This is a genomic window from Streptomyces sp. Q6 (genome assembly GCF_036967205.1).
In the GTDB taxonomy this organism is placed as follows: Bacteria; Actinomycetota; Actinomycetes; order Streptomycetales; family Streptomycetaceae; genus Streptomyces; species Streptomyces citrinus.
Map to the genome: position 1 here is coordinate 4,812,475 of NZ_CP146022.1, position 24,257 is coordinate 4,836,731.

Annotated in this window: 38 protein-coding genes; 37 read left to right on the top strand and 1 reads right to left on the bottom strand. The window is 70.5% G+C overall.

Annotated features, from left to right (window positions below):
- Nucleotides 1-587 precede the first annotated feature (587 nt).
- The 16 genes from V2W30_RS22515 to V2W30_RS22590 all read left to right on the top strand — a co-directional run bounded on the left by V2W30_RS22515 (nt 588) and on the right by V2W30_RS22590 (nt 7,159).
- Complete coding sequence (locus V2W30_RS22515; protein WP_338699143.1) at nt 588-794, top strand: hypothetical protein; 207 nt, start codon at nt 588-590, stop codon at nt 792-794.
- On the top strand, nt 791-997 hold the full coding sequence (locus V2W30_RS22520) for a hypothetical protein (RefSeq protein WP_338699145.1): 207 nt from the start codon (nt 791-793) through the stop codon (nt 995-997). The genes V2W30_RS22515 and V2W30_RS22520 overlap by 4 nt, the downstream gene beginning before the upstream one ends.
- Nucleotides 997-1,305, top strand: a complete 309-nt coding sequence (locus V2W30_RS22525) for a DUF6011 domain-containing protein (protein WP_338699147.1) — start codon at nt 997-999, stop codon at nt 1,303-1,305. Before V2W30_RS22520 ends, V2W30_RS22525 begins: the two co-directional genes overlap by 1 nt.
- Nucleotides 1,305-1,733, top strand: coding sequence for a hypothetical protein (locus V2W30_RS22530; protein WP_338699149.1), 429 nt, complete (start codon nt 1,305-1,307; stop codon nt 1,731-1,733). The genes V2W30_RS22525 and V2W30_RS22530 overlap by 1 nt, the downstream gene beginning before the upstream one ends.
- A gap of 77 nt (nt 1,734-1,810) precedes the next feature.
- Nucleotides 1,811-2,764 carry a hypothetical protein gene (locus tag V2W30_RS22535; RefSeq protein ID WP_338699151.1) on the top strand — a complete coding sequence of 318 codons (954 nt, stop codon included), beginning with the start codon at nt 1,811-1,813 and terminating at the stop codon, nt 2,762-2,764.
- The gene (locus V2W30_RS22540) at nt 2,761-2,901 is read left to right on the top strand and encodes a hypothetical protein (RefSeq protein WP_338699153.1); all 141 of its coding nucleotides are present in this window, start codon (nt 2,761-2,763) and stop codon (nt 2,899-2,901) included. The genes V2W30_RS22535 and V2W30_RS22540 overlap by 4 nt, the downstream gene beginning before the upstream one ends.
- Nucleotides 2,898-3,251 carry a hypothetical protein gene (locus tag V2W30_RS22545; protein ID WP_338699155.1) on the top strand — a complete coding sequence of 118 codons (354 nt, stop codon included), beginning with the start codon at nt 2,898-2,900 and terminating at the stop codon, nt 3,249-3,251. Before V2W30_RS22540 ends, V2W30_RS22545 begins: the two co-directional genes overlap by 4 nt.
- Nucleotides 3,248-3,493, top strand: a complete 246-nt coding sequence (locus tag V2W30_RS22550; protein ID WP_338699157.1) for a hypothetical protein — start codon at nt 3,248-3,250, stop codon at nt 3,491-3,493. Before V2W30_RS22545 ends, V2W30_RS22550 begins: the two co-directional genes overlap by 4 nt.
- Nucleotides 3,494-3,499: 6 nt before the next feature.
- Nucleotides 3,500-4,159 (top strand): hypothetical protein, encoded by a 660-nt coding sequence (locus V2W30_RS22555; protein WP_338699159.1) that lies wholly within the window; start codon nt 3,500-3,502, stop codon nt 4,157-4,159.
- Between the two features lie 146 nt (nt 4,160-4,305).
- Nucleotides 4,306-5,118 (top strand): hypothetical protein, encoded by an 813-nt coding sequence (locus V2W30_RS22560; RefSeq protein ID WP_338699161.1) that lies wholly within the window; start codon nt 4,306-4,308, stop codon nt 5,116-5,118.
- Complete coding sequence (locus V2W30_RS22565) at nt 5,115-5,249, top strand: hypothetical protein (RefSeq protein WP_338699163.1); 135 nt, start codon at nt 5,115-5,117, stop codon at nt 5,247-5,249. Before V2W30_RS22560 ends, V2W30_RS22565 begins: the two co-directional genes overlap by 4 nt.
- A gap of 5 nt (nt 5,250-5,254) precedes the next feature.
- A complete protein-coding gene (locus V2W30_RS22570) occupies nt 5,255-5,398 on the top strand; it encodes a hypothetical protein (protein ID WP_338699165.1) in 144 nt (47 codons plus the stop codon).
- Between the two features lie 9 nt (nt 5,399-5,407).
- A complete protein-coding gene (locus tag V2W30_RS22575) occupies nt 5,408-5,917 on the top strand; it encodes a hypothetical protein (protein WP_338699167.1) in 510 nt (169 codons plus the stop codon).
- A complete protein-coding gene (locus tag V2W30_RS22580) occupies nt 5,914-6,246 on the top strand; it encodes a hypothetical protein (RefSeq protein WP_338699168.1) in 333 nt (110 codons plus the stop codon). The genes V2W30_RS22575 and V2W30_RS22580 overlap by 4 nt, the downstream gene beginning before the upstream one ends.
- A gap of 107 nt (nt 6,247-6,353) precedes the next feature.
- A complete protein-coding gene (locus tag V2W30_RS22585; RefSeq protein WP_338699170.1) occupies nt 6,354-6,767 on the top strand; it encodes a DUF6221 family protein in 414 nt (137 codons plus the stop codon).
- Nucleotides 6,764-7,159, top strand: coding sequence for a hypothetical protein (locus tag V2W30_RS22590; protein WP_338699172.1), 396 nt, complete (start codon nt 6,764-6,766; stop codon nt 7,157-7,159). Before V2W30_RS22585 ends, V2W30_RS22590 begins: the two co-directional genes overlap by 4 nt.
- A gap of 6 nt (nt 7,160-7,165) precedes the next feature.
- Here V2W30_RS22590 and V2W30_RS22595 read toward each other — a convergent pair whose 3' ends face one another.
- Complete coding sequence (locus V2W30_RS22595; protein ID WP_338699174.1) at nt 7,166-7,393, bottom strand: hypothetical protein; 228 nt, start codon at nt 7,391-7,393, stop codon at nt 7,166-7,168.
- 57 nt (nt 7,394-7,450) lie between these two features.
- On the opposite strand from V2W30_RS22595, the gene V2W30_RS22600 reads away from it, so the two are divergent.
- The 21 genes from V2W30_RS22600 (at nt 7,451) to V2W30_RS22700 (ending at nt 24,257) form a co-directional block, all read left to right on the top strand.
- Entirely contained in the window at nt 7,451-7,654 is a 204-nt protein-coding gene (locus V2W30_RS22600; protein WP_338699176.1) for a hypothetical protein, read from the top strand.
- Nucleotides 7,655-7,846: 192 nt separating this feature from the next.
- Nucleotides 7,847-8,185 carry a hypothetical protein gene (locus tag V2W30_RS22605; protein ID WP_338699178.1) on the top strand — a complete coding sequence of 113 codons (339 nt, stop codon included), beginning with the start codon at nt 7,847-7,849 and terminating at the stop codon, nt 8,183-8,185.
- A 12-nt stretch (nt 8,186-8,197) separates the two neighbouring features.
- Entirely contained in the window at nt 8,198-8,473 is a 276-nt protein-coding gene (locus V2W30_RS22610; protein WP_338699180.1) for an HNH endonuclease, read from the top strand.
- 4 nt (nt 8,474-8,477) lie between these two features.
- Nucleotides 8,478-8,624, top strand: coding sequence for a hypothetical protein (locus V2W30_RS22615; protein WP_338699181.1), 147 nt, complete (start codon nt 8,478-8,480; stop codon nt 8,622-8,624).
- A gap of 6 nt (nt 8,625-8,630) precedes the next feature.
- The gene (locus tag V2W30_RS22620) at nt 8,631-9,068 is read left to right on the top strand and encodes an AAA family ATPase (protein ID WP_338699182.1); all 438 of its coding nucleotides are present in this window, start codon (nt 8,631-8,633) and stop codon (nt 9,066-9,068) included.
- A gap of 271 nt (nt 9,069-9,339) precedes the next feature.
- Nucleotides 9,340-9,606: a hypothetical protein gene (locus V2W30_RS22625; protein WP_338699184.1), complete on the top strand. Its 267-nt coding sequence runs from the start codon at nt 9,340-9,342 to the stop codon at nt 9,604-9,606.
- Complete coding sequence (locus V2W30_RS22630; protein WP_338699186.1) at nt 9,584-11,074, top strand: terminase; 1,491 nt, start codon at nt 9,584-9,586, stop codon at nt 11,072-11,074. Before V2W30_RS22625 ends, V2W30_RS22630 begins: the two co-directional genes overlap by 23 nt.
- A gap of 11 nt (nt 11,075-11,085) precedes the next feature.
- Nucleotides 11,086-11,247: a hypothetical protein gene (locus V2W30_RS22635; RefSeq protein WP_338699188.1), complete on the top strand. Its 162-nt coding sequence runs from the start codon at nt 11,086-11,088 to the stop codon at nt 11,245-11,247.
- The gene (locus tag V2W30_RS22640) at nt 11,244-12,560 is read left to right on the top strand and encodes a phage portal protein (RefSeq protein ID WP_338699190.1); all 1,317 of its coding nucleotides are present in this window, start codon (nt 11,244-11,246) and stop codon (nt 12,558-12,560) included. The genes V2W30_RS22635 and V2W30_RS22640 overlap by 4 nt, the downstream gene beginning before the upstream one ends.
- Nucleotides 12,547-13,314, top strand: a complete 768-nt coding sequence (locus tag V2W30_RS22645) for an HK97 family phage prohead protease (RefSeq protein ID WP_338699192.1) — start codon at nt 12,547-12,549, stop codon at nt 13,312-13,314. The genes V2W30_RS22640 and V2W30_RS22645 overlap by 14 nt, the downstream gene beginning before the upstream one ends.
- Nucleotides 13,315-13,390: 76 nt before the next feature.
- Nucleotides 13,391-14,635, top strand: a complete 1,245-nt coding sequence (locus tag V2W30_RS22650; RefSeq protein WP_338699193.1) for a phage major capsid protein — start codon at nt 13,391-13,393, stop codon at nt 14,633-14,635.
- A gap of 59 nt (nt 14,636-14,694) precedes the next feature.
- Entirely contained in the window at nt 14,695-15,159 is a 465-nt protein-coding gene (locus V2W30_RS22655; RefSeq protein WP_338699194.1) for a hypothetical protein, read from the top strand.
- A gap of 12 nt (nt 15,160-15,171) precedes the next feature.
- On the top strand, nt 15,172-15,720 hold the full coding sequence (locus V2W30_RS22660) for a head-tail connector protein (RefSeq protein ID WP_338699195.1): 549 nt from the start codon (nt 15,172-15,174) through the stop codon (nt 15,718-15,720).
- Nucleotides 15,720-16,187 carry a hypothetical protein gene (locus V2W30_RS22665; protein ID WP_338699196.1) on the top strand — a complete coding sequence of 156 codons (468 nt, stop codon included), beginning with the start codon at nt 15,720-15,722 and terminating at the stop codon, nt 16,185-16,187. The genes V2W30_RS22660 and V2W30_RS22665 overlap by 1 nt, the downstream gene beginning before the upstream one ends.
- Nucleotides 16,188-16,217: 30 nt before the next feature.
- A complete protein-coding gene (locus V2W30_RS22670; RefSeq protein WP_338699197.1) occupies nt 16,218-16,424 on the top strand; it encodes a hypothetical protein in 207 nt (68 codons plus the stop codon).
- A gap of 1 nt (nt 16,425) precedes the next feature.
- A complete protein-coding gene (locus V2W30_RS22675) occupies nt 16,426-17,412 on the top strand; it encodes a phage tail tube protein (RefSeq protein WP_338699199.1) in 987 nt (328 codons plus the stop codon).
- 7 nt (nt 17,413-17,419) lie between these two features.
- Complete coding sequence (locus V2W30_RS22680) at nt 17,420-17,926, top strand: hypothetical protein (RefSeq protein ID WP_338699201.1); 507 nt, start codon at nt 17,420-17,422, stop codon at nt 17,924-17,926.
- A gap of 13 nt (nt 17,927-17,939) precedes the next feature.
- Nucleotides 17,940-18,398, top strand: coding sequence for a hypothetical protein (locus tag V2W30_RS22685; protein ID WP_338699203.1), 459 nt, complete (start codon nt 17,940-17,942; stop codon nt 18,396-18,398).
- 2 nt (nt 18,399-18,400) lie between these two features.
- Nucleotides 18,401-18,538 (top strand): hypothetical protein, encoded by a 138-nt coding sequence (locus V2W30_RS22690; protein WP_338699205.1) that lies wholly within the window; start codon nt 18,401-18,403, stop codon nt 18,536-18,538.
- A gap of 36 nt (nt 18,539-18,574) precedes the next feature.
- Nucleotides 18,575-21,802, top strand: coding sequence for a hypothetical protein (locus tag V2W30_RS22695; RefSeq protein ID WP_338699207.1), 3,228 nt, complete (start codon nt 18,575-18,577; stop codon nt 21,800-21,802).
- A gap of 10 nt (nt 21,803-21,812) precedes the next feature.
- Nucleotides 21,813-24,257, top strand: a complete 2,445-nt coding sequence (locus V2W30_RS22700; protein WP_338699209.1) for a LamG-like jellyroll fold domain-containing protein — start codon at nt 21,813-21,815, stop codon at nt 24,255-24,257.

A 24,257-nucleotide genomic window follows, 5' to 3' on the forward strand; every position in this document is an offset into this window, starting at 1 on the left:
AAGGACGCGCGGCGCTACCTCGAGGCCGCGCAGCGGGCGGGTGTGGTCGTCGTCATCGGTGAGCAGCGGCGGGGACGGTCGACCCTGTACGCGATCACGCTCTCTCCGTTCCCTGACTGGGCGGCGGCGGCCGCACATCTCGACAGCACCAAGCGCGTCCGCGTCCAGAAGCCGGCGCCTTGGGCCGACCAGAAGAACGGGGGTCCAACCCCCGAACTTCGGAGCCCTGAGAACGGGGGACCGACCCCCGAACTTTCGGGCCCGGCTGAGGAGAAAGAACGGGGGTCCAACCCCCGACCGAGTTCGGGGGACCAACCCCCGTTTGGTTCGGGGGTCCAACCCCCGAACAACCCAGGGAGTACCCAAGAGGGTTCCCAAGAGGGGGCGGGGCCGGTCCTTCCACCTCAGGTGGATGGGACCTCGAGGTCTGAAAAGACCGAGCCCGACCAAGAGGACAAGCCCCACGACAAGCAGGCCGCCGACGACTTCGTCCGCTGCGCCAGCTGCCTCCGGCCGATGATCCCCCGCCCCGGCCGCACCACCCACCGCGACTGCCCCACCGTCGTCTCCTCCGAGAGGACCGCGTCATGACGCCACAGGAGCGGCTCGCCGCCGAGGAGTTCCCCACCGGCACGTTCGGCCACGCCCGATCCGCGCGCCAGCCCGCCCGCCCCGGCCCCACGTGGACCGCCGAGGAGCAGGCGCAGCACGTCGCCGACATGCTCGCCGACCTCAACCGGCGCGCCAGCAAACGCCGCACCCACCTCCGCGTCATCGAGGGCGAGGCCGCATGAAGACTCCGTCGATCCGCGTGCAGGGCCTGCGCCCCGGTCTTCAGGTCCGCGGCCTCGATCGCGGCATGACCCCGGTCGCGGACTGGCTCTGCTCTTGCGGCCACCACGAACGCGCCACCGGCCGGCCGGACGTACAGCAGCTGGCTGCCCGCGTCGAGGTCGGCACCTGCCCGCACCTCGCAGCAGGAAGCAGGGCCGCCTGATGGCCGAGTTCATCGACTACGCGTGCAGGCTCGGCGCCCTCCGGGGTCGGCCGATCGCCACCGTGCTGCTGCCCGGCGACTCCCCGCCCCCGACCGCCTTGGGCCCGCGGCGCTGCGTGTGCGGGCGCCAGCTGCGCGATCCCGTCTCCCGGGCCCGCGGCTATGGGCCGAAGTGCTGGCGGCGCCTACGCGGCGACACAACCACCCGCCGGACCCCGGTCACACCACCCGCAGCACCCGCCCCCGTCATCGACGGACAGACCGAACTTCCTCTCGCCGAGCACCAACCCACCCTCTGGAGCCTCTGATGACCATGGGCCGAGATGAGCTTTCTGACCTCACCATGCAGGCCATCGCCGCCACGTTGGACCGCAACGCTGAAGAAGCCGCGCGCGCCTTGAGCGAGATCGGTACCCGCGGCAACTCCCGCGGCATTTACGCGGCCTGCTGCGCGTTCGCCCATCTCGGCAAGGTCGCGCTGACGAAGCTGTACGGCGACCAGGCCCCCGACCTCAAGCGCGGCGACATGTGGGCCATGGACATTCTTCAGCCCGGCGCCGACCCCCACGACCTGTTCGCCGTCCGGTTCATCGTCGCCTACGCCAACGAGGACCGAGACCAGGTCAACGCCCTGTTCGACGCGTCGATTGCAGCGGGCCCTGAGGACCACGTGTGTTCGGTCACGCAGCTGCTCATCACCGCCGTGCAGTTGACCAACACCGCCAAGGACCAGTGACCACGAGCACGGCCGCCCCCGCTGGTATCGGGGGCGGCCGGCCCGCCCAGTCCATCACACGACACACCGGAGCCACCATGACCACCGACCGCCCGTCCGACATGTGCAAGACCTTCTGCGTCGCCTGCATCACCGACGAGTCGCACGACCCCGCCCCGCGGTCGGCCGCGCCAGCCGCCGAGGCTGAACGTCGGGCTGAGATCGCCGACGATGTCACGGCCAAGACCAAGGAACTCCTCACCCGGCGTACCGAGACGCTGCGCCGCCGCGCCGAGCGCGCCGAGGCTGAGGTGGAGCAGCTGCGCGTCGACCGGGCCGCCGTGCTGCTGGAGGCCGCCGCCGCGATCGACGCCACGTTCACCGGCCCCGGCAACGACCGCTACGTGCGCTACGGGGCCGACCTCCTCCGCCGCATGGCCGACGAGGCGCAGCAGCCGGAAACCGCCGAACGCCCGTTGTCGCCTTACTACGAGCACCCGGCCTGCGGCTTCCACTGGCACGGCCGCGACAGCATGGACATCCCCATGCGCGACGGTCAGCCCGTCTGCCCGCGCTGCGAGCTGGAGCAGCTGCGCGCCCATACGGCGGCAGCGGGCAAGGTGCTCACCACCACGTCCGACCGACTCGGTGACGCCGAGGCCGAGGTGAAGCGCCTGCGTGCCGTTGAGCGCCTGTGCTCGGGCCGCCCCGGCTACCACACCGTCACCGTCAAGGCCCTGCTCACCGCCATGAGCGCCGCCGCCGAGGCGCAGCAGGCCGAGCCCGCCCCAAACGAACTGGCCCCGATGTTCGAGGGCCTCGCCCGCCTGCTCGCCACCAGCAGCCGCGACTGGCAGCTCTACCGAGTCGACGCGTGGCTCTACGCCGTTCTCGTCGGCTGGGACTGCGAGCAGGCCACCCACGACGAGTGGTGCACGCACGGCGCGTTGGAGGAGACGGCAGCCATGCACGGCTGGGACGCCGACACCGTGGCCAAGGCCCGCCGCTACCGCACCGCAGTCCGCGCGATCACGGAAGGGCGGCAGTCGTGATCGTCCACGACCTCGCCACGGCCGCGCAGAACATCCTCGTCGGCGCCCTCGCCTGGACCGCCGCCGGATCCGCCGCCCTCGCACTCTCCATCGTGCTCATCGCCGGGGCCATCACCGGCATGTGGAGGAAGTCATGACCCGCACCCTGACCCTGACCCTGCTGTACCTGCTCGGCGCCGGACTCGCCGTGCACGCCTCCGTCACCAGCGGCCAGCACGACGCCCTCGGGTACGCGCTCGGGTTCGCCGCCCTCCACGCACTGCTGCTCGTCGCCGCGATCCGCGAGTGGCTCGCCGCCGAGGAGCGCCGCGCCATCGCCGCCGGGGCCGCCCGCCTCGCCCGCCTCCGGGCCCGCGCCGAGGCCGAAGCCGAAGCCATCGACGGCATCGCCCGCATCGAACTCGCCGCCGCCTGCTGCGAGATGTGGTGGACGTCGGCCGGCGCCGACCACGATGCCGCGTGTGGACGGGACCGGTGGGCCGCATGACCGGACCGAGCAGTACGCCCCACGGCGAGCACGCCCCGCGCCCCGGGACCACATGGGACACCCGCGTCGTCTGGGACGAGGAGCACGTCATCGCCGACGACGACCTCACGGCCCTGCCGAGCCCCGAGGCCGCCTGGGCCACGAGCACCACCCGCGGCGAGCGGGCCGCAGACAGCGCGCCCGCCCCGACGCCGAACCGAGCCACTCGCCGCGCCCTCGCCCGCGCGGCACGACGGAAGTAGCGCCACATGAACGTCTGCGGCCTGTGCGAGACCCAGCTGACCGACGGCTACCTGTGCCCCGGCTGCACCCTCGCCACCGCCCGCCGCCTCGACACCGCCCCCCGCTGGTACGAGGCGCTCGCCGGGTTCCTCCAGCCCGCCGTCACCGGCCCCGCCGAGGGCGTACGGTCCGGCGGCCGCACCGAGCCGCCGCTGCCCCTCTCAGAACCCGTCCTCGTCCTGCGCGGGCCCGGCGGCATCGTCGGCATCCTGGAGGACTGGCGCTCGGCCATGCAGGCCGACCGCGGATGGAGCACGCCGGTCCTTGAGGGCGACACCGCCCGCCGCGTCCACGTCGCCGCTCGCGCCCTGTCGATCAACCTGGAGTGGATCGCGTCCAGTTGGCCGGCCGCAGGCGCCATGGCCGAGGAGATCCGCGATCTCGAACGGGACGTCCGCTCCGTGATCGCCCCCACCGACCCCGCCGAACGCCCCGTCCGCATGGGCCACTGCCCGACCGCCCGAGACGCCCAGGACGCCCCCTGCGGCGCTGTCCTGCTCCGGCGTCCCGGCCAGACCTCGATCACGTGCTCGTGGTGCGGTACGACCTGGCCGCCGTCGCGCCTGCTTGCCCTCGCCCGCGCACAGCAGGACGCCCTCAACGCGCCCCGGACGCTGGCAAGTTGAGGCGCTAGAATCGCAACAAAGACTTACAGAACGGGTGATCTTGTGCCAAGGTAGCCCGTACAACCAAAAACAGAACGGCCCCCGCCGGTGCTACCAACACCGAGCGAGGGCCTGACCGCCACCCTTGATCACGCAAGGAGACGGCTATGGCTCATCGTGCCATGCCCGGACGCGCTCGCCGCGTCCTGCGTCGGATCTTCCGACGCACGCCCACACGCACCACTCGCCCCGTCGCACCCCTCTGGGTCCGCATCCTCACCGACGTCGGGCGCCCCATCGTCCTCGCCGTCGCACTCCTCATGTGCGCCCCCGGCGAGTACCACCTCGCCCGCACCGCAGGCTGGAACACTCAGTTCGCGTACGGCATGCCGGTCGTCCTCTCCGCCTACGCGGGCATCGCCGCGACCGTCGCCTCGACCCGCCGCCGAGGCGACCGAGGCCGCTGGTCCGCAATCCTCGGCGCCTGCCTCGCCCTCGGCCTCGCGATGGCCGCACAGGTCGTGTCCCACCTCATCGGCACCGGCCACCTCGCCGCCAAGCAGGGATGGCTCGTCGCCGTCACGTCCCTCGTGCCCCCGGCGGTCGTCGGGCACCTGCTGCACCTCGCAGCCACCCCGCCCGACACGCGCCAGGACACCCAGGACGCACCCGAGGCCCCCGCCGTCTTGAGCGTCCCGGCCGCCCCTGCGGCCCCACTCGTCATCTGCACGGCCGACCTCCGGCTGCCGGACGGCCAGGACGACGACAAGGACGCCCAGGACGACGAGCACCGTCCGCCGCCCCCACCCGTCCTGCTGAGCACCGCTGAGATCGCCGACAGGTACGGGGTCGACCCGTCGACCATCCGCAGCTGGGTCGCCTCTGGACGGCTGTACGTGCACACCAAGGACGCCCGGGGACGCAACTGGTTCGCCGACGACGCGTCCGTCCCGGCGGCCCGCGAGGCGGTGGCGTCATGACGCAGCCCGCCCCCGACGAGCAGCTGCCCGCGCTCCCGCCCCGCGGCGACCTCCCGCCCGGCTACGAGCCCACCCCGACCACCGCCTGGTCGTGGGACGACTACTTCGCCGGCCACCCCGTCGACGAGTAGCCCCGGTGCTCGCCGCGTTCTTCGTGCTCGCCGCGCTCCTCGGTCTGTTCGGCCTCGTCGTGGTCGACATCCGCACCGTGCCCCCGATCACCGGCACCTGCGCCTTCATCGTCACCCTCGCCGCGCTCGCCGTGGCCATCTACCGGTAGGACCCTGCCTTGACTGTCGTCACCCTCGGCGGCTGCACCGTCGGAATCTGCATCCTCATCCACCACCTCATCCAGTGGTGGCCCGGCCGCAAGGCCCTCATGAAGGACCCCGCCCGCCAGGCAGGCGAGTTGGCCCCGTTCCTGCTCGCGTGGGCCTACGGGGCGCTCACCATCCTCGGCGTCGGCGGACTCATCGGCTGGGCCGCCAAGACCACGCTGTGGATCTCCAACTGGCTCGGCGACGTCGCCCTCGTCTGGGGCGTCGGCGGCACCACAGGGACCCACGGCGCCGCGCCCACCTACCTGCCGCTCACCCAGGCCGGGGGCGCCGTCGTCCTCGTCCTCACCGTCGCCATGGTCGCCGCCGCGAAGAAGTCCCGGTGGGGCTACGCCATCAAGCGCGGCGCCTGGTGCGGAATCTGCCTCGGCACGAGCGCGGGCATCGCCGGATTCGCCGCGGCCCCGCTCGCCATCGGCACCAACTGGCTCGGCACCACGATCTTCGGAGCCATGCAGTGAGCCAGGACGACGACGAGCCCGAAGAGGAGCGCGAGACAAGCCGGTTGGCCGGCGGATGCGTACTCGCCGCCCTCGGCGCCGGAGCCCTGGCGGTCGTCTTCGCCGTCTCGACAGAGGCCGGGATCCTCGCCGTCTGGCTCGCCGCCACCGCCGCGGTGTGGTGGGCAGCCCGCCGCCGCATGTCCGATTCGTCCTCCCCTCCCCCGCCCCCTCCCGCAGACGACGTTTACGCAGCTCATAGCGACGAAATCGCCCGGGTCCAGAAGGGGCCGGGGGAGGGGTTGTTGATCTTGTACCCGAAGCGCGACGACATGGAGAACGACCAATGATCCACAGCCTGTTGAAGATCCTCCGCGCCGCCCCCACCTACTGCGGCAAGTGCGGCTGGTGGGTCGAAGGATGCCCCCACCAGAACTGACTACGAGAGGATGACCCCATGACCGACGACCTGGCGCAGTGGCTCGGCGAGCAGCTCGACGTGGACGCGGCGCACGCCGTCGCTGCGGCCGAGGAGGCACCGGGTGCGGAGTGGCGGTATGACGGGCAGTACGTCGTGGCCGTCGCCGAGCGGGACATGGTGGCGGTCGGCTCGCAGGACTTCATGGACCCGAAGGTCGGCGAGCACATCGCCGCCCATGATCCGGCGCGCGTGCTGCGCGAGATCGACGCCAAGCGGCAGATGCTCACCCTGCACGCCGCGACAGGTGGGCACGAGTGCTCGACGCGGGACGAGCGCGGCGACATCGACCACTGCACCTGGGTCATGGAGTCCGAGGCGTGCCCGACGCTGCGCCTGCTCGCCCTGCCCTACGCGGACCGGCCCGGCTACCGCGAGGAGTGGCGGCCGTGACCATCACCATCAGGCTCGTCGGCGGCCCCGACGACGGCCGCACCATGACGATCATGGACAACGAGCCCCCGCCGCTCTACCTGATCCCCCAGCCGCCCCCGCTCACCGACCTCTGGGCCGACCCTCTTGCCCCACCAGCCCCGATCCCGGTCGCGCAGTACGAGCTGATGCACGAGAACGGGTGGCCCCGCCGCGAGGACGACGGCACCTACCTCTACGGCCACCGTCCCACCCCGGCCGCGCCGGGCGCACGCCACGCCCTGGAGGAGAGCCGCAGGGCGGCGCAGACCGCCGAGGAGCAACGCACCGCCGAGCTGGACGCGACGTGGTCCGAGATCCGCAAGGAACGCCCCCAGTACCCCGAGGACTGGCGCGAACTCGGGCGGCCGTAGCTTCGGTTACTCCGCGCGCATCGCCACGATGAACAGAACCTCCCGCGCATCAAGATCACTTGGGATCGGAACGGCATGCCCGTTCACGCAGGCGAGCGACACGGGAACGCTGTCGTCACCGAGATCGCCGCTGACCCTGTGCGAGTGAGTGGCGGCGCAGGCGGGACACTGCACGACGACGTAGTCGGCTCCGTAAGTGATCGGTCCATGAACGGTGATCTCGACGTAGGCCATGCGGCGATCCTCGCGCAGATCGCAGTGCAGGAGTAGGCCATAACGCACCATGGAGGCATGGAGTCACAGCTTCTGCGCCCCGGCTACCTCACCGCCCACCAGACCGCCACCGCCCTCGGCATCGGCCTCGACAGCGTCCGCAAACTTGTCGAGCGCGGCCACCTCACCCCGGCCCCCGGCAGCACCCCGCGGCAGCGCTGGTTCGCCCTCGCCGACGTCCATGCCTACGCCACCAACCGCCACACCCGCGCCGCTGCTTGACGCGCAGGTCAGCCCAGTGTCACGATCTCGGTGAACAACTGTGCCCCCAGACGGCACCACAGACGCACGACGAAGCCCCCGCACCGGTCCCCCCGGCGGGGGCTTCGTCGTGTCACAGCCCCATCACACCGCCCTCACGCCGCCCCCACGTCCCGGATGATGCAGCTTCCACTGCGCACCACTGGGGGGACCATGAGCCAGCCGTACACGCCCGCACCACCCGCCTGGACACCACAGCCGCCGCCCCGCTTCAACTGGGCACGCTGGGCGCTGTGGACGGCCTTAGCCGCCGTCCTCGCCTTCGCCCTCGCCGGCGGCCTCGGCTACCTCCTCCGCGACGACAGCAGCACCAGCGCCGACCCAGCCGCCTGCAAGGCCGCCATGCGCGCCGACTTCAAGCGCGCGGCCGCCGCCGGCAGCAACGCCACCCCGAGCGACAGGCCCGCCGAGTGCGCAGGCGTCGACGACGCCACCGTGCAGCGCTACGCCACCGAGATCGTCACCGAGCAGCTCGGAGACATCGAGCCGTAGGAGGTGGCGCCCGTGGCCGGCATCCGCAACGGGCGCCCCTACCGCCGCCTGTGCGCCTGGCAGAAGGCGCTCGGCCTGCCCTGCTGGATCTGCGGCCACAACATCCCGACCGACGTCGACGGCCGGACTCACCCGCTGGCGTTCACCCTCGACCACGAGCAGCCACTGTCCCGGGGCGGCAACCTCCTCGACCCGGCCAACGCCCGCAGCGCGCACCGCAAGTGCAACAGCGCCCGCGGCAACCGGCCGACCGTGAAGCGACCGAAGCGACCCGCACTGAGGTGGTGAACACATGAGCACAGTCGAAATCGGCACCCTCGTCCTCGCGTCAGCCGCAGTGGCCCTGGTCGCGTTGGCGGCCCGGTGGCAGCGGCAGGCAGCCGAGATGCAGAGGCAGGCAGCCGAGATTCAGGCGAACCTGCGCCGAGGACGTCGGTGACGCACGATGCTGTACGTCATCACCGGCCCGCCAGCCGCGGGCAAGTCGTCGTGGATCGAGTCGCATGCCAAGCCCACCGACATCGTGATCGACCTCGACCGCATCACGCTCGCGCTCACCGGGCCTGGCGCACCGCAGTGGAACCAGGACGCGACCGTCGTCCGCGTCGCCCAGCGCGCCCGCTACGCAGCCATCGACGAGGCCGTGAAGCACCGCGACAAGGTCGACGTCTACCTCATCCACACCAGGCCCAAGGCCAAGGCGCTCGCGCAGTACAAGAGGCTGGACGCACGCATCGTGGCAGTCGACCCGGGCCGCGACGTGGTCATGAAGCGCATCGACGCGATGCGATCACCAGAGATGAAGCGCGTCGCCACCGCCTGGTACAACGACCGCCGACGGCGCGCAGAGCAGACCGTCACCCAGTCACCGCTGCGCTGGTAACGCAAAGCCACCGGGGGTGTCGGCGCCCGGCGGGAGGCGACCGCGCGGACCCGAACCGCACTGTGGATCATCGTCTGGGCGGGGAGAGTGGATCAAAACTTCAGGGCTCTCCTGGGCGACCCAAACGCCCTTCTCGCCCGATTTTTTACACGGGGCCTGTACTCGCTAATCCGCTGGCCTCAACGCCAGCGATTTAGTGGCCGCTCCTAATCCGCCGAAGCCGACGCCAGCGATTTAGCGCGGTGACTATGCGTGACCGGCGGAGGTGATCATGGCGACGAACGTCGAAGCGACCGCCGCCGAGATTGAGCACCTGCGCGTCGGTGACACGGCGCCCGGCCTGGCCCAACTCGCCCTGACACTCGCTGCGGTGATGGACGGCAAGGACGGGGCGACGGCCAAGGCGAACGCGGGCCGTGAGCTGCGCGCCGCACTGGAGGGCCTGCGCAAGGTGGCCCCCGTGGCCGACCAGGACGACAGGGTCGACCAGCTGTCGCAGAAGCGGGAGGAACGCCGTGTCCGAGCCCGCCGCGCCTGACCCTGACTACGGCGTACAGACGCCCCGCCTGTTCACCGCCCCGCCCAACTACCTGTCCTCGGCGGGGCAGGAGGCTGTCGAGCTGGCGGCGATGGCGGGCTTGGACCTGTTCCCGTGGCAGCAGAGCGTCCTCGACGTGGGGATGCGGGAGCGTGCCGACGGCAACTGGACCGCGTTCGAGATCGCCGTCAACGTTGCCCGGCAGAACGGCAAGGGCGGGATCATCGAAGCGCGGGAGCTGGCCGGGCTGTTCCTGCTGAAGGAGCGGCTGATCATCCACTCGGCGCACGAGTTCAAGACCAGCCGCGTCGCGTTCCAGAGGATCCAGTCCCTCATCCTCGGGTGCCCTGACCTGCGCAAACGCGTGAAGCGGATGTTGTGTAACACCACCGAGACGTCGATCACGCTGACCACCGGCGAGAGCTTGCAGTTCATCGCGCGCTCGGGCGGCTCGGGCCGTGGCTGGACCGGGGACTGCAACATCCTCGACGAGGACATGATCCTCGGCGATGACGCCATGGGCGCGCTCATGCCGACCATGTCCGCCGTCCCGAACCCGCAGCTCTGGTACCTGGGCAGCGCCGGCATCGGCGCGCCGTCCGTGCAGCTGGCCCGCCTGCGGCGCCGCGCGCTGGCCGCGTTGGAGGCTGGCGTCCCGGACCCGTCGCTGGCGTACTTCGAGTGGTCGATCGATCCGCACGTGGACGAGTGCCCGACCGGCTGCACCGACCACGACGACCCCGATGACCTGGCGTCGTGGGCCAAGGCGAACCCGTCGCTGGGCTACCTGATCACTCCGGAGTTCGTGCGCAACGAGCGGGCGTCCCTCGGCTCGTCGGGCATCTTCGAGCGGGAGCGGCTCGGTGTCGGCCAGTACCCGTCGGACGAGGCCGACACGTGGCAGGTCATCGGCGAGGAGGCGTGGCGGGCCCTGGCGGTCGCTGACGCGAAGCGCAGCGGCACGGTGTCGTTCTCCATCGACATGACCCCGGAGCGGTCGCACGCGGCGATCTGCGCCGCCTTCCCCTGGCGCGGCGGCGTCCACGTCACGGTTGTCGAGCACCGGCCCGGGGCGGGATGGATCGTTGAGCGGGCCAAGGAGCTGCACGCCAAGTGGAACCCGCGGTGCTGGGTGATCGACCCGGCCAGTCCGGCAGCGTCGCTCATCGGCGCCCTGGAGGACGCAGACGACGGGCTGGGCGTTGAGGTGGTCAAGCCCACGGGCCGGGACATGGCGGCGGCCTGCGGCCAGTTCTACGACGCGGTTTCCGCGCAGGAGCTGACGCACTTCGACGATGCGCCGCTCGCGTCCGCCCTGGCGGGCGCGCAGCAGCGGCCGCTCGGTGATGCGTGGGCGTGGGCCCGTCGGGGCGTGTCCGTGGACATCAGCCCGCTGGTCGCGGCGACCCTCGCCAAGTGGGGGCTCGGCGCTGAGGTGGAAGAGGAAGGGGCGCCGAACCTGTGGTGAGATCCGTCGCGTTGACCGTCGCCGAGGTCGTGTCCCTGCTGTCGATCCTGTACGGCGTCGCGTTGATCTACGTGCCTGCGGCGCTGATCCTGGCCGGGCTGATGGGCGTTGTCGCCGCGGAGCGGAAGCTGGCGCCGCGACGATCTACCCACCGTAAGGGGGCGCCGTCATGAGCCTGTTCGGCCTGTTCGACCGCCGCTCCTCGCCGGAGAATCCGGCGGTGCCGCTCACCGATTCGTCGCTGCTCGACTGGCTCGGCGGCCCCAAGACCGAGGCCGGTGTGCAGGTCTCCGAGCGCTCGGCGCTGCACATGCCGGCCGTGTGGCGGTCGGTGGCCGTCATTGCCGGGGTGTCGGCGGCGCTGCCGCTGCACACGTACAAGGCCGGCACCAAGGACCGGACCACGTCCCTGCTGCTCGGCGACCCGCACCCGGAGCTGACGCCGCTGGAACTGTGGCGGCTCGCCTACGTGCACAAGGTGCTGTGGGGCAACGCCTACATCCAGAAGCTGAGGGCGCCATCCGGGCAGGTCAAGGAGCTGTGGCCGGTGTCGTCGGACCGGGTGACCGTGGACCGCGAGCGGCCCTCAGAGGCGAACCCGTCGGGCAAGTTCTTCTATGCGACGGACGACTGGGGCGAGGTGCACCGGCTGACGCCGCGTGAGCTGATGCACCTGCCAGGGCTCGGCTACGACGGGCTCAAGGGCCTGTCCCCGGTCTCCCTGGCACGCGGGGGCATCAGCCTTGCGCAGGCCGCAGAGCTGAGCGCGGGCCAGCTGTTCGGCCGCGGCAACATGGTGTCCGGCGTCTTGCAGACCGAGCAGCGCCTGGACGCCGAGCAGGCCGCGGCGCTCAAGGCCCGGTGGCAGGCCAAGGTCGGCGGGATCGAGAACGCGCACCAGGTGGCTGTGCTCGACTCGGGCGCGAGCTTTCAGCCGGTGACGATGCCGCTGAAGGACGCCCAGTTCCTGGAGTCCCGCGAGTTCCAGATCACCGAGGTGGCGCGCATGTTCGGCGTGCCGCTGTTCCTGCTGATGGAGACCGCGAAGTCGACGAGCTGGGGCACGGGCCTTGAGCAGCAGGCGCAGGGCTGGGTGACGTTCGACCTCGGTCCGACGTGGCTCGCGCCGACCGAGCAGCGCATCACCAAGGAGCTGCTGCCGCTCGGCGAGTACGCGCACTACGCACTGCAGGGGCTGCTGCGCGGCGACTCCTCGTCGCGCGCCACGTTCTACCGGGCGATGCGCGACACGGGCGTGATGTCTGCCAACGACATCCGCTACCTGGAGGAACTGCCGCCGATCCCGGGCCCGGAGGGCGACACCTACTTGCAGCCCACGTACATGGCGCCGCTCGGCTCCAACCCGTTCGCGCCGGACGACGCACCGGCGCCGGTGCGCGCCGCCGCGCTCATGGCCGAGGCGCGCCGCCTCCTGGCCGACCACGCCGACAAGGAGGCGGACGATGCCGACGATGACGACCAGTGAGGAGCGGCGGCGCCTGTCCCTGGACACGGCGCACGTCACGCTCCGCGCCGACGAGACGGGCGGGCAGCGGTTCGCCGGGTACGCCGCCGTCTTCAACTCCCGGACCGCGATCGGGAATCCGCTGCGCTGGGGGTTCTACGAGGAGATCGCCGAGGGCGCGTTCACCAAGACGCTGTCCGAGGGTGACGCCCGGATGCTCATCGACCACGACTCGTACTACGTCGTGTCCCGCATGTCGGCCGGCACCCTCAGCCTGTCCGAGGACGGCCGCGGCCTGGCCGTCGACTCCGCCCTCGATACCCGCCTGTCCTACGTGCAGGACCTGGCGGTGAACCTGGAGAACCGCAACGTCACCGGCATGAGCTTCGGGTTCTACGTCGTCAAGGACGAGTGGAACCAGGAAGAGATCGAAGTCGAGGGCGCCGATCCGGTGCCCGTCGACGTGCGCGTGATCCGCGAGGTACGCCTCATCGAGGTCAGCGCCGTCACCTTCCCTGCCTACCCCGAGACCGAGGCCGAGCTGAAGGCCGTGGCGCGGGCGCTGGATCGGCGCGGCGACTACGCCGCGGTCGAGGCCGCCGCCCGGCACCGGCCCGAGCTGCTCGACCTGGTGCACATCGACCGCGAGCCGGGAGAGTCCACTCGCGACGAGCAGGTGCCTGCTGAGCCGGTTGTGTCCACTCAGCCCCAGGGCCTGCCGCTGTCAATGCGCATGAGCGCGCTGGCCGCCCGCTACGGGCTCCCGCGCACGTAATCCCTATCCACCTTCCGTCAGCCCCTCGGCGTCGCCGCAGGGGCTGTCTGGCGTGCCGTGAAAGGACACCGCCACTATGAGCACTCTGCTCACCCGAGCGATCGAGAAGCGGGCCAACGTCTGGTCCCAGATGCAGGAGATCCAGGCTCGCGCCGAGACCGAGGGCCGCAGCGAGCTGACCGCCGAGGAGCGCGAGAAGTGGGACGCCGCCGAGGCGGACCTCACCGCCACGTCGCAGGACATCGAGCGCATGGAGCGCTCGGCCCGCCTCGACACGGTGCAGCGCGACCAGGCCGTCATCGCCACCGGGAGCGAGAACGCCGAGGACCGCGGCGAGATCGACCAGGACGCCCAGTACCGGGCCGCGTTCGACGTGTACGTGCGGCACGGCATGGGCGGGCTGTCCCATGAGCAGCGCACGCTGATGATGTCGAACCAGGCAGAGGTGCGCGCCGGTGCGACGTCGCCGGGGACGGCCGGCGGGTACTTCATCCCGACCGAGACCCTGAACCGGATCACTGAGGTGATGAAGGCGTACGGCGGTCTGCTCGGCGCCGCGAACGTCATCACCACCGCGTCCGGCAACCCGCTCAACTGGCCGACCAACGACGACACCGGGAACATCGGCGCGATCCTCGCCGAGAACTCTCAGGTCACCGAGCAGGATGTGACCCTCGGGCAGAAGACCCTCGGCGCCTACACCTACACCTCCAAGCTGGTGCGCCTGTCGCTGCAACTGTTGCAGGACGACGTGTTCGGCGTGGAGTCGTGGCTGACGCGCAAGCTCGGCGAGCGCATCGGCCGTGCCGTCGCCGCGCACCTCGCCACCGGCACGGGCACCGCGCAGCCCGAGGGCCTGTTCACCAACGCGACCGCGGGCAAGACCGGTCAGACCGGGCAGACCACGTCGGTCACCTACGACGACCTGATCGACCTTCAGCACTCCATCGACCCGGCGTACCGGGCGAGCGCGCAGTGGGCCATGTCCGACTCCGCGCTCAAGGTCGTGCGCAAGCTCAAGGACGGCCAGTCCCGTCCGCTGTGGGAGCCGTCCGTCCAGGCCGGCGCCCCGTCGCTGCTGCTCGGCCAGGGCGTGCTCATCGACAACGGGATCCCGGCCCCGGCCGCGAACGCCAAGTCGATCGGCTACGGCGACATCAACGCGGGCTACGTGGTCCGGCAGGTGGCCGGTGGCCAGATGATGCGCCTCGACGAGCGGTACGCCGACTACCTCCAGGTCGGATTCCTCGGCTTCCTGCGCCTGGACGCCAAGCCGGACGACGCCTCGGCGTTCCGCGTCTACGCCCACTCGGCGACCTGATCCTGCCCGCATCGCGGCCCCGGCATGGTCGGGGCCGCCTGCTCCGAAAGGAGGCGGGCATGGCCCGTATCCGGATTCTGCAGTCCATCGCCGGACTGGATTTCTCGTGGGTCGTGGGCGACGTTGTCGAGGTCGACGACGAGGCGGCCGCGGGATGGGCCGACGGCGAGCGCGCCGAGGCCGCACCCGACGATGCCCCGGTCACGGTGGCCGCGCCGAGCACGGTCGAGGCCGAGGACGACGGGGCGGACAAGCCGTTCGATCCGACGGCCGCCAAGGTCGACGAGGTGCTGGCCTTCCTCTCCACCGCCGACGAGGACGAGGCGCTGCGCGTCCTGGACGCCGAAGCAGCGGCGAAGAAGCCGCGTGCCTCGGTCCTCAAGGAGCGCGACGCCATCCTTGCCGCAGCCCGCGAGCGTGCCGCCGAGGCGGCGGGCGGCACCGAGCAGCAGGCCGCCGAGAAGGCTGCCGACACCTCGCGCGGCGGAGGCCGAGCCGAGGACCCCGAGACCCGCACCGAGTAGCGAGGGGGCGGCATGGGCATCATCACTCTGGCCGAGGCCAAGGCCCAGCTCGACATCGAGAGCAGCGGCGACGACCTTGAGCTTCAGGCGTACATCGACGGCATCACCGCGCCCATCGAGAACCTGGTGGGCGTAGTCGAGGAACGCACCGTCACCGAGACCGCCAACGGCACCGGCAGCACGCTGTGCCTGCTGAAGGTGCCAGCCCTGGCTCTCGTGTCCGTCACACCGCAGTTGACGGGCGGGGCGTCGCTCGACGTCGCGCAGCTGCACCTCGACGGCGCGACCGGCGTCGTGCGGCAACTGTCGGGCGGCCGGTTCTACGGCGGGCCGTGGACGGTCACCTACACCGCAGGCCGGGCCGAGACCCCGCCCACCATCAAGCTCGCCGCGCGCATCCTGATCCAGCACCTGTGGCGCACGCAGTACGGCAGCGCGCGCGGGCAGAGCAGCAGCGACGACTACTCGGTCTCTGAGCCGATCCCCGGGTTCGGGTACGCGGTGCCCAACCGGGTTCTCCAGTTGCTCGAACCGTTCAAGCTGCCGCCGGGGGTGGCGTGATGGCGACCTCGCGTGCGGGCGCGGCTATCGATGCGCTGCTGGCCATCCTGCGGGCTGCTCCGGGCCTGTCGGATGCCGAGGTCATCGATGGGCCCTCGGCGGTGAACTACACGTCCCGGCGCCGCCTGTACATCGGGTGGGCGCCGGGCGCCGACCAGGCCGCCGAGATTCAGCAGGAGTTCGCGTCGGTGGGCGCCCGCACCCGGGACGAGGACTTCACGATCACCTGCCATGCCGAAGTCCGGGCGGGCGACAAGGACATGGCCTTGCGGCGGGCCGCAGTGTTTGAGCTGCTCGCGCAAGTCGAGGACGCGCTGCGCGCCACCGACGCGGCGCCGGAGGCGCCCACCCTGAACGGGACGGTGCTGTGGGCCCACCTGACGGCCGGCAGTCTCACGCAGGAGCAGACCCCGGACGGCGCCCAGGCGGGCCTCGTCTTCACGGTCTCCTGCCGGGCCCGTATCTAATCCAACCATTCCCACCTCAAGGAGTTCCCCATGGCGCGTGTGCGCTTGGTCGGGCCCGAGCCGGTGACCGTGCCTGAGCTGGGCGGTCGCACGGTGGAGCCCGACGAGATTGTCGAAGTGCCCGACGAGCGGTTCGAGGCCTACGTGTGCCAGACGGCGACGTGGGAGTCGATCGAGGAGCCGGGCTCCAAGCCGAAGAAGGCGGCGGCGAAGTCGCCGCAGAAGGACGAGGTCTGACATGGCGATCGGGTCCGGGCTCGGCGCCCAGCTCAGCATCGGCGCGGAGTCGGCGTATGGCACCTACGTGGCGCCGTCCAAGCACATCGAGTTCACCAAGGAATCGCTGGCCCTGAAGAAGACCACGGCGCAATCGGCGGGCATCGCAGCCGGCCGTCTGCTGCCGCTGTCGGGGCGGCGTGTGGTCACCCAGCGCGAGGCCAACGGCAGCGTGGACCTGGAGGTCACCAACAAGGGCATGGGCGTGCTGCTCCAGGCGCTCATGGGCACGACGGTCACGCCAGTGCAGCAGGGCGCGGGAGCGGCGTACCTGCAAACGCACACGCTCGCTGACACGGCGGGCAAGTCCCTGGTGATCCAGAAGGGCGTGCCCCTCACCACGGGCACGGTCACCGACAAGACCTTTCTGGGCTGCAAGGTCACGAGCGCTGAGTTCTCGTGCGAGGTGGGCGGCATGCTCACCGCGAGCTTCGAGTTCGACGCGAAGGACTGTGACGAGACGCAGACGCTCGTGGTCGCCTCGTACCCCACGATGTCTCCGTTCCACTTCGGGCAGATGGCGCTGAAGTCCGGCGTCTACGCCTCCGAGGCGGCGCTGGACGGCATCCGCAAGGTGTCCGTGAAGATCGAGCGTCCCCAGGCTGTGGACCGCTTCTACGCCGGACAGGCCGGGCTGAAGAAGGAGCCGATCTCCAACGACCAGGTGAAGATCACTGGCTCGATCGAGATGGACTACGTGGCCACCACGCTCGACGACTTGCACACGAGCGACGCGGCAACCGCCTTCCTGTGGGAGTTCACCGGCGCCAACATCGCCACCACCTACTATGAGACGTTCCGGATCAAGCTGCCCGCGATCCGTATCGACGAGGCCCCGCCGACTGTCGAAGGTTTCGACGTCGTCAAGCCCACCATCAGCTTCACGGGCCTGTACGACGGGACGAACCAGCCCGCCATCGAGTACATCTCTACCGACATCACCCTGTAGGTGCGTCGTGCGTGACGTTCGCCTGCTCAACACCGGCAGCCTGCTGGAACTCCAGAGGCGCCTGCGGGCTGCCGGTAACGAGAACATCCGCTCATCCATGCAGCGCCGGATCCGGCGTGCGGCCGAGCCGCTCAAGGACGACCTCCAGTCGACCATCCGTGAACTGCGGATCGTTTCCCAGCCGCGGCGCACGCCCCCGGGCGGCCCGTCCCCGACGACGCGGCCGATGCGCGCCACGATCGCCGAGGCCATCCGTATCAGCGTGCGTACCTCCGCCGGGTCCGCCGGCGCCCGAGTGTGGATCGACCGGTCCCACCTCCCCGCCGATCTGCGGGGCATGCCCGCAGCCCTCAACACCGGCCGGATCCGCCACCCCGTGTACGGCAACCGGCGCCGCTGGGTGCAGCAGGATGCGACCCCCCTGTGGTGGGACCGCACGGTGCGCGCCCACACCCCCCGTATCGAGCGCGAGGTCGGCCGCGTCCTGGACGACGTGCGCCGCCGCCTGACCTGAACCGGAGCAACACGTGATCATCGTCTACACGCCCGAGGGCGGCGAGCCCGAGACCCTGGACGCGCGGCGGCTGCGCGCCTCCGAGGTGATGGCCATCGAGAAGGCCGCCGACATGAAGTGGGCCGAAGTCCGCCAAGGCCTGCACGAGGGCGACGTCACTGCGGTGCGCACGGTCGCCTGGGCGCTGAAGAGGCGCAACGAACCCGCGCTGCGGCTGGCGCAGTTCGACCCGTTCGACGACGAGCTCATCGTGCGCCTCGATGCACGAGAGGTCGAGTCGTTCGCCCTCCAGGTGTACGCCTCGTTCCGGGACCAGCCGGAGGAACTGGCCGCAGCGTGGGACGAACTGCGGGAGGCAGCCCACGACAAGGACGCCTGCGAGCTGGCCATCAAGCAGGCCGAGGAACTCCCAAAAGATCCGGGCCCCGTCCCGCCCAGTCTGGTGACGGATGGTTCGCCGACCGCCGCCTGACCTTGCTGCCGCTGTTCGCGTACTACCTGCACTACACAGCGCGCGACGTCGACGACCTGACGGTCGACGAGTTCGAGTACCTCGCCGGGTGGATCGATGAGCACGAGGCCCGCTTGAAGGCGGCGTCCACAACCGAATAGCGGGCCGCGCCCCGCCTCAAGCAGAGGGGGCGGGCTGTGTCCTCGCAGCGTCTGAACTTCATCCTGAGCGGCCGCGACGATCTGTCGCGCACCCTCAATGGGGCGGGCGACAGTGCGGCCCGGCTGCACCGGCGCCTGGACGACTCCATGCGCCAGAGCACCAACTCGGTGCAGCGGTTCACCCGTGACGCTCAGGGACGGCTACGCGATCTGAGCGGCCGCCTCACGTCGTTCGGTGACGCGGCCCGCTCCGTCAGCGACGGGCTGCCGTCGCTCTCCAACCGGCTCGGCGATGTGGCCGACGCGGGCGGGGACGTCGCCCAGTCGCTCGGCAAGAGCGGCGGCGGCGCGGGCGGCGCCATGATGGGCATCGCCGCCGCGGCAGGCCTGTCGCTGCTGCCCGCGCTCGGCGCGCTGGTGCCGATGATGGCCGGCGTAGCGCTGGCCGGCGGCACCCTGAAGCTCGGGTTCGCCGGGGTCGGCGACGCCATGGAGGCCCAGGCCAAGGGCACCAAGGAGTACAACAAGGCCCTGAAGAAGCTCAGCCCCGAGGCGCGCGGCTTCACCAAGGAACTCGTCTCGCTGAAGAAGGAGTTCAGCGGGGCCGGCCGGGACGTCCAGAAGGCGATGCTGCCCGGCTTCACCCGCGCGGTGAAGGATGCCGGGCCGCTGGTCAAGATCCTGCGCCGGAACATGGTCGACCTCGGCGGCACGTTCGGCGGTCTGGCCAAGCGGGCAGGCAGCGTCTTCCGTGAGTCCGGGTTCCAGCGGGACCTCCAGGCCAACCTCACCCTGGGCAAGCAGTTCGTCGGCGACATGGCGACGGGGGTCGGCCGGCTCGGCCGTAGCTTCCTCGACTTCGGTGCCGCGTCGAAGCCGACCCTGACCGCGCTGTCGGGCGGAATCCGAGACGTGCTGGGCAAGGGACTGCCCGGCATGTTCGACGGGCTGAAGGTCGGGATCTCCGGGAGCGCCTCGTTCCTGAACGGCCTGTTCTCCATGCTCAACCGGGTACTGCCCGCGATCGGCCGGTTCGCAGGCGAGACCGCGCGCGCCCTTGGGCCGCTGCTGGGCCAGGCATTCGAGAACGCCGGGCTGTCGACGCAGACCGTCCTCGACGGGCTGGGCAAGGGCATCAAGGCCCTGTCGCCCGTCTTCAAGGATCTGGGCTTCGGCCTCAAGTCGATCATGCAGATCATGAGCATCCTCGGCCCCACCCTGAAGGACGTGGGCTCCGCTCTGGTCGGCAGCTTCCTGCCCAGCTTCGCCGAGGTCGACAAGGCGCGCGGCCCACTGCAACGCCTCTCGGACACGATCGAGCGGAACAAGGGCTCCATCCAGGAGTTCGCCCGGCAGGGCGGTACGGCCTTCCTGACGCTGGTTGAGGTCGGCGTGCAGAACCTGCCGACCCTGCTGTCGGTGTTCCGCACCGTGACGGGCGGCATGGTCACCGCGCTCGGCGGTGTCCTGCACGCCGCGGCGACCGCGTTCGGGTGGGTGCCCGGCATCGGCGACAAGCTGAAGACCGCTGACCGGAAGTTCTCCGAGTTCAAGGACTCGTACATCTCCGGGCTGAAGACGGCCGAGGAGAAGGCGCGCGGGTTCGCCGCGGCGACCGCGCCGAAGCTGGCCGCGGGCAAGTTGCAGCTGAACATCAACTCGTGGGAGGCGCAGCTTCGGACGGCCAAGGAGCAGCTGAAGTCGGTGCCGCCGTCGAAGCGGTCCGCGCTCCTCGCGAAGATCGATGATCTGAAGTCGAAGATCCGCGAGGGCAAGGGCCAGCTGGCTTCGCTCAAGGACCGGAGCGTCGCCGTCAACGGCAAGGACCGGGCGTCGGGCGTCATCCGCATGGTGCGCGGTCTGCTCGCCGGGCTGCGCGACCGGAACGTCACCGTGTGGACGCACTACAAGCAGACCCGGGACGGCAACGTCGCCCCCTCGTTCCCGTGGCGGGGTGGCATCCAGAAGCGCGCCGGCGGCGGCCCGATCTCCGGGCCGGGCACCGGCCGCTCCGACAGCATTCCGATGTTCGCGTCGAACGGCGAGTACGTCATCAACGCCCGGTCGACGGCCAAGCATCGCGGTCTGGTTGAGGCGATCAACCAGGACCGGGTGCCGCACGGTCTCGGCGCGCTGGGCGGGGATGTGGGCCGCGGCCTGGCCGCAGGCATGACCGGGTCGCTGAGCACGGTCACCAGCGGGGCCCGCTCGGTGGCGGGCGCGATCATCACCGCGATGAAGACGGAGTTGCAGATCGCCTCGCCGTCGAAGCGCACCACCGCCCTGGCCCGGGACGTCGGGTCTGGTCTGATCAAGGGCCTGACCGGGTCGAAGGACAAGATCAAGGCCACAGCGAAGGATCTGGCGGCCGACATCTGGAAGGCGTTCACCGGCAAGAAGGACAACTTCTACGTCGCGTACGTCAACCGGCAGACGAACAAGCTGCTGTCGCTGGCGAGCAAGCGCGACGCCCTGGCCGCGACGATCAAGAGGGCGAAGGACTTCGCCGAGTCGACCCGGGTCGGGGCGAAGAAGTCGGCGTCTCTGGGTGGCATGTTCGAGGGCGAGGAGCAGGTCACCGCGTCCGGCATCAACAGCAAGCTGCAACAGCGGCTCGCCAAGATGAAGACGTTCACCTCGTACGTCAGCACCTTGAAGAAGCGCGGTCTCAACAAGACCATGCTGCGCGAGATCTTGGAGATGGGCCCGGAGGAGGGCTACGCGTATGCGAGCGCGCTGGCCGGGTCCTCGTCGAAGCTGTTCAAGGAGATCAACTCCACGCAGTACAAGGTGAACGCGCAGGCCGAGACCCTCGGCCGCTCTGGCGCCGATGCTCTGTACGACTCGGGCAAGAACGCGGGGAAGGGCTTCCTCAAGGGCCTGTCGTCGCAGCAGGACGCGATCGAGAAGCAGATGCTGAAGATCGCCAAGGGTATGGACAAGGCCATCCGCAAGGCGCTCGGCATCAAGTCGCCGTCGCGCGTGATGGCGCAGGTGGGCCGCTACTCCACCGAGGGCCTGGCGGCCGGGCTCACCGAGCGAACCCCGGTCCTCGACCGCGCGCTCGGCGTCGTGGCCGGGAAGGTCGCGGCGACGCGCCCCGTCCTCGGCCGGCCTGCGGTCGCGGCCGGTGCGAGCGGCGGCATGAACGTCTACATCACCGTCGAGCAGGCCATGGACCCGGTCGCGGTGGCCCGGGAGATGGAGCGCTTGTTCACCAAGCTCGGCCGCAATCAGGGCGTCAGGTTCCAGTTCGCCAGCTGAGGGGGTTTACGTGCCGCTGCTCGTTGAAATGGGGTGGGGTGGCCTGGTGCAGGCACCGTCCACGATCACGTGGACGGACATCACCCAGTACGTCGACGTGGTGCAGGGGGTGACTATCACCCGGGGGGCATCCGACGAACTGTCGGAGACGCAGCCCGGCACGGCCACCCTCGTGCTCGACAACTCGGACGGCCGGTTCACACCCGGCAACACGTCGTCGCCCTACTACCCGTTCGTGCGGCGCAACGCGCCCATCCGTATCTCGCAGGCCATCATCCCGACGGCGCCCACCGGGCCGCAGCCCTACGCGCTGGAACTGCTCGGCGACGACTTCGACGACGGGAAGCTGAACACGTCGCTGTGGGTGAACAGTTACGGCGGGGTGTCCGAGGTCGGCGGCCGGGCCCGGGTGCCGGCCGCCGTGAACGGGTTCGCCGCGTACCAGTCGACGCGGTACTGGCGGCTGTGGGGCACCAGCTTCTGCGTGAAGCCGGTGACGCTGCCGCAGGCGAACGGGTCGTCCTCCGCCACCGCCACCATGATGATCAACAGCGGGACGGACGGGACCCGCATCGGGTTCTCGTACAACCCGGTCACGGGCGCGTTGCGCCTGGTCAACGACGTCGGCTACTTCGACGGCAGCGCGACCGTGCTCACGTACAACCCCATCGATCACGCGTGGTGGCGGGTACGCGAGGCGTCCGGGGTCGTCTACTGGGAGACCAGCGGCGACGGGTTCGGGTGGACCGTGCGCCGCTCGCTGGCCACGCCCGCGTGGGTCGGCGTCAACCAGGTCACCGCCGAACTCGGCGCCTCACGCTCGAACAACGGCACCGGTGACTTCGCGGAGTTCGACCTGGCGGGCGCGAAGATCAGGCCCCGCTTCTACGGCATGGTCAACGAGTTCCCGGTGCAGTGGGAGGGCCTGTACTCCAAGGTCCAGATCTCGGCGACGGACCTGTTCAAGCGGCTCAACAAGCAGCCGCCGCTCCGCTCGATGGTGGCGCAGGAGATCATCGCCGACGGGCCGGTCGCCTACTACCCGCTCACCGAGGACGCAGGGGCGACGAGCGCCGGCGACCTGTCGGGGAAGGCGGCCACCGCGCTCGCTCTCACCCAGGCCGGATCCGGCGGCACGCTGGAGATGGCGGCCACCGCGGGGGCCGCGGAGACCGGCGACCAGCATCCGCAGTTCACGCCGTCCACCGCGAGCGCGGGCAAGTACCTGACGTGCGACCTCGGGCCGGTGGTCGCCGAGCTGATGACCGCCGGGTATCTGGCGTTCGAGTGCTGGTTCCAGACCACGACCACCACGCGCGCCGTTCTCGGCCTGGCCTCGGCTGACCTTCAGTACCAGATCACGCTCACCGTCTCCACGCTCGGCGGGCTGCTGCTGGAGTGGACCGACACCGGCGGCACCCTGAACGTGGAGACCATCTCCGGCCCGACGACGATGGCCAACGGATCGTGGCATCACGTCGTCTTCGACGAGGCCGCCTCGGACATCTGGGTCGACGGCGTCCTCGTCGACTCCACCGTGCCCGTGTTCGCGGCGACCGACCTGCGACTGCTGTGGGTGGGCAGCCACCGCGGCGGCCGCCTGTTCAACGGCAGCATCGGGCACGTCGCGATCTACGCCCCGTACACGTCGATCGGCGCCGACCTCGCCCAGCACTACGCCGCCGGCGCCACCGGCTTCGCGGGCGAGGACGCAGACCAGCGCATCATGCGGCTGGCCCGGTACGCGGGCCTGGACTCCGTCACCATCTGGGGCACCACCCACGACCCGGTCGCCAGCCAGGGGCCCGGCGGCTCCTCCGTCGTCGCACGGATGCGGGAGGTCGAGGCCACCGAGTCCGGCCGCCTGTGGGCCGAACGGGACTGGTACGGACTGGCGTACCAGTCGCGGGATGTGCGCTACAACCCGTCGCCCAGCGCGGAAACGTTCACCATCAACTACGCCGACCTGGAGCCGGGCATCGAGCTGGCGGACGACGACCAGAAGATGGTCAACCTCGTCGACGCGTCCCGGCCCGGCGGGGCGACGCAGCGTGTGTCCGCGCCCGCGAGCGTGCTGGCGTTCGGCGAGTACCCGCAGGACCTGACCGTCCTGAAGACGTCCGACAACTCGGTGCTGGACGCCGCGGCGTGGCTGGTGTCCCGCTACGCCAACCCCATGCCGGAACTGCGCGAGGTGCCCATCGAGGCGCACACCATGTCCACCTACCTGGACATCCTCGACGCCGAGATCGGCTCGTACTTCTCCGTCTACAACCTGCCCGCGCAGGCGACCGCGCCGTCGATGCGCGTCACGGTCGAGGGCTACACCGAGACCATCAAGCACAACTCGCACGTGATCACGTTCCACACCAGCGCATCGTCGACCGACTCTGTGTGGGTCCTCGGCGACCCCGTGTACGGGGTGCTCGGTTCGACCACCCGCCTCGCCTACTGA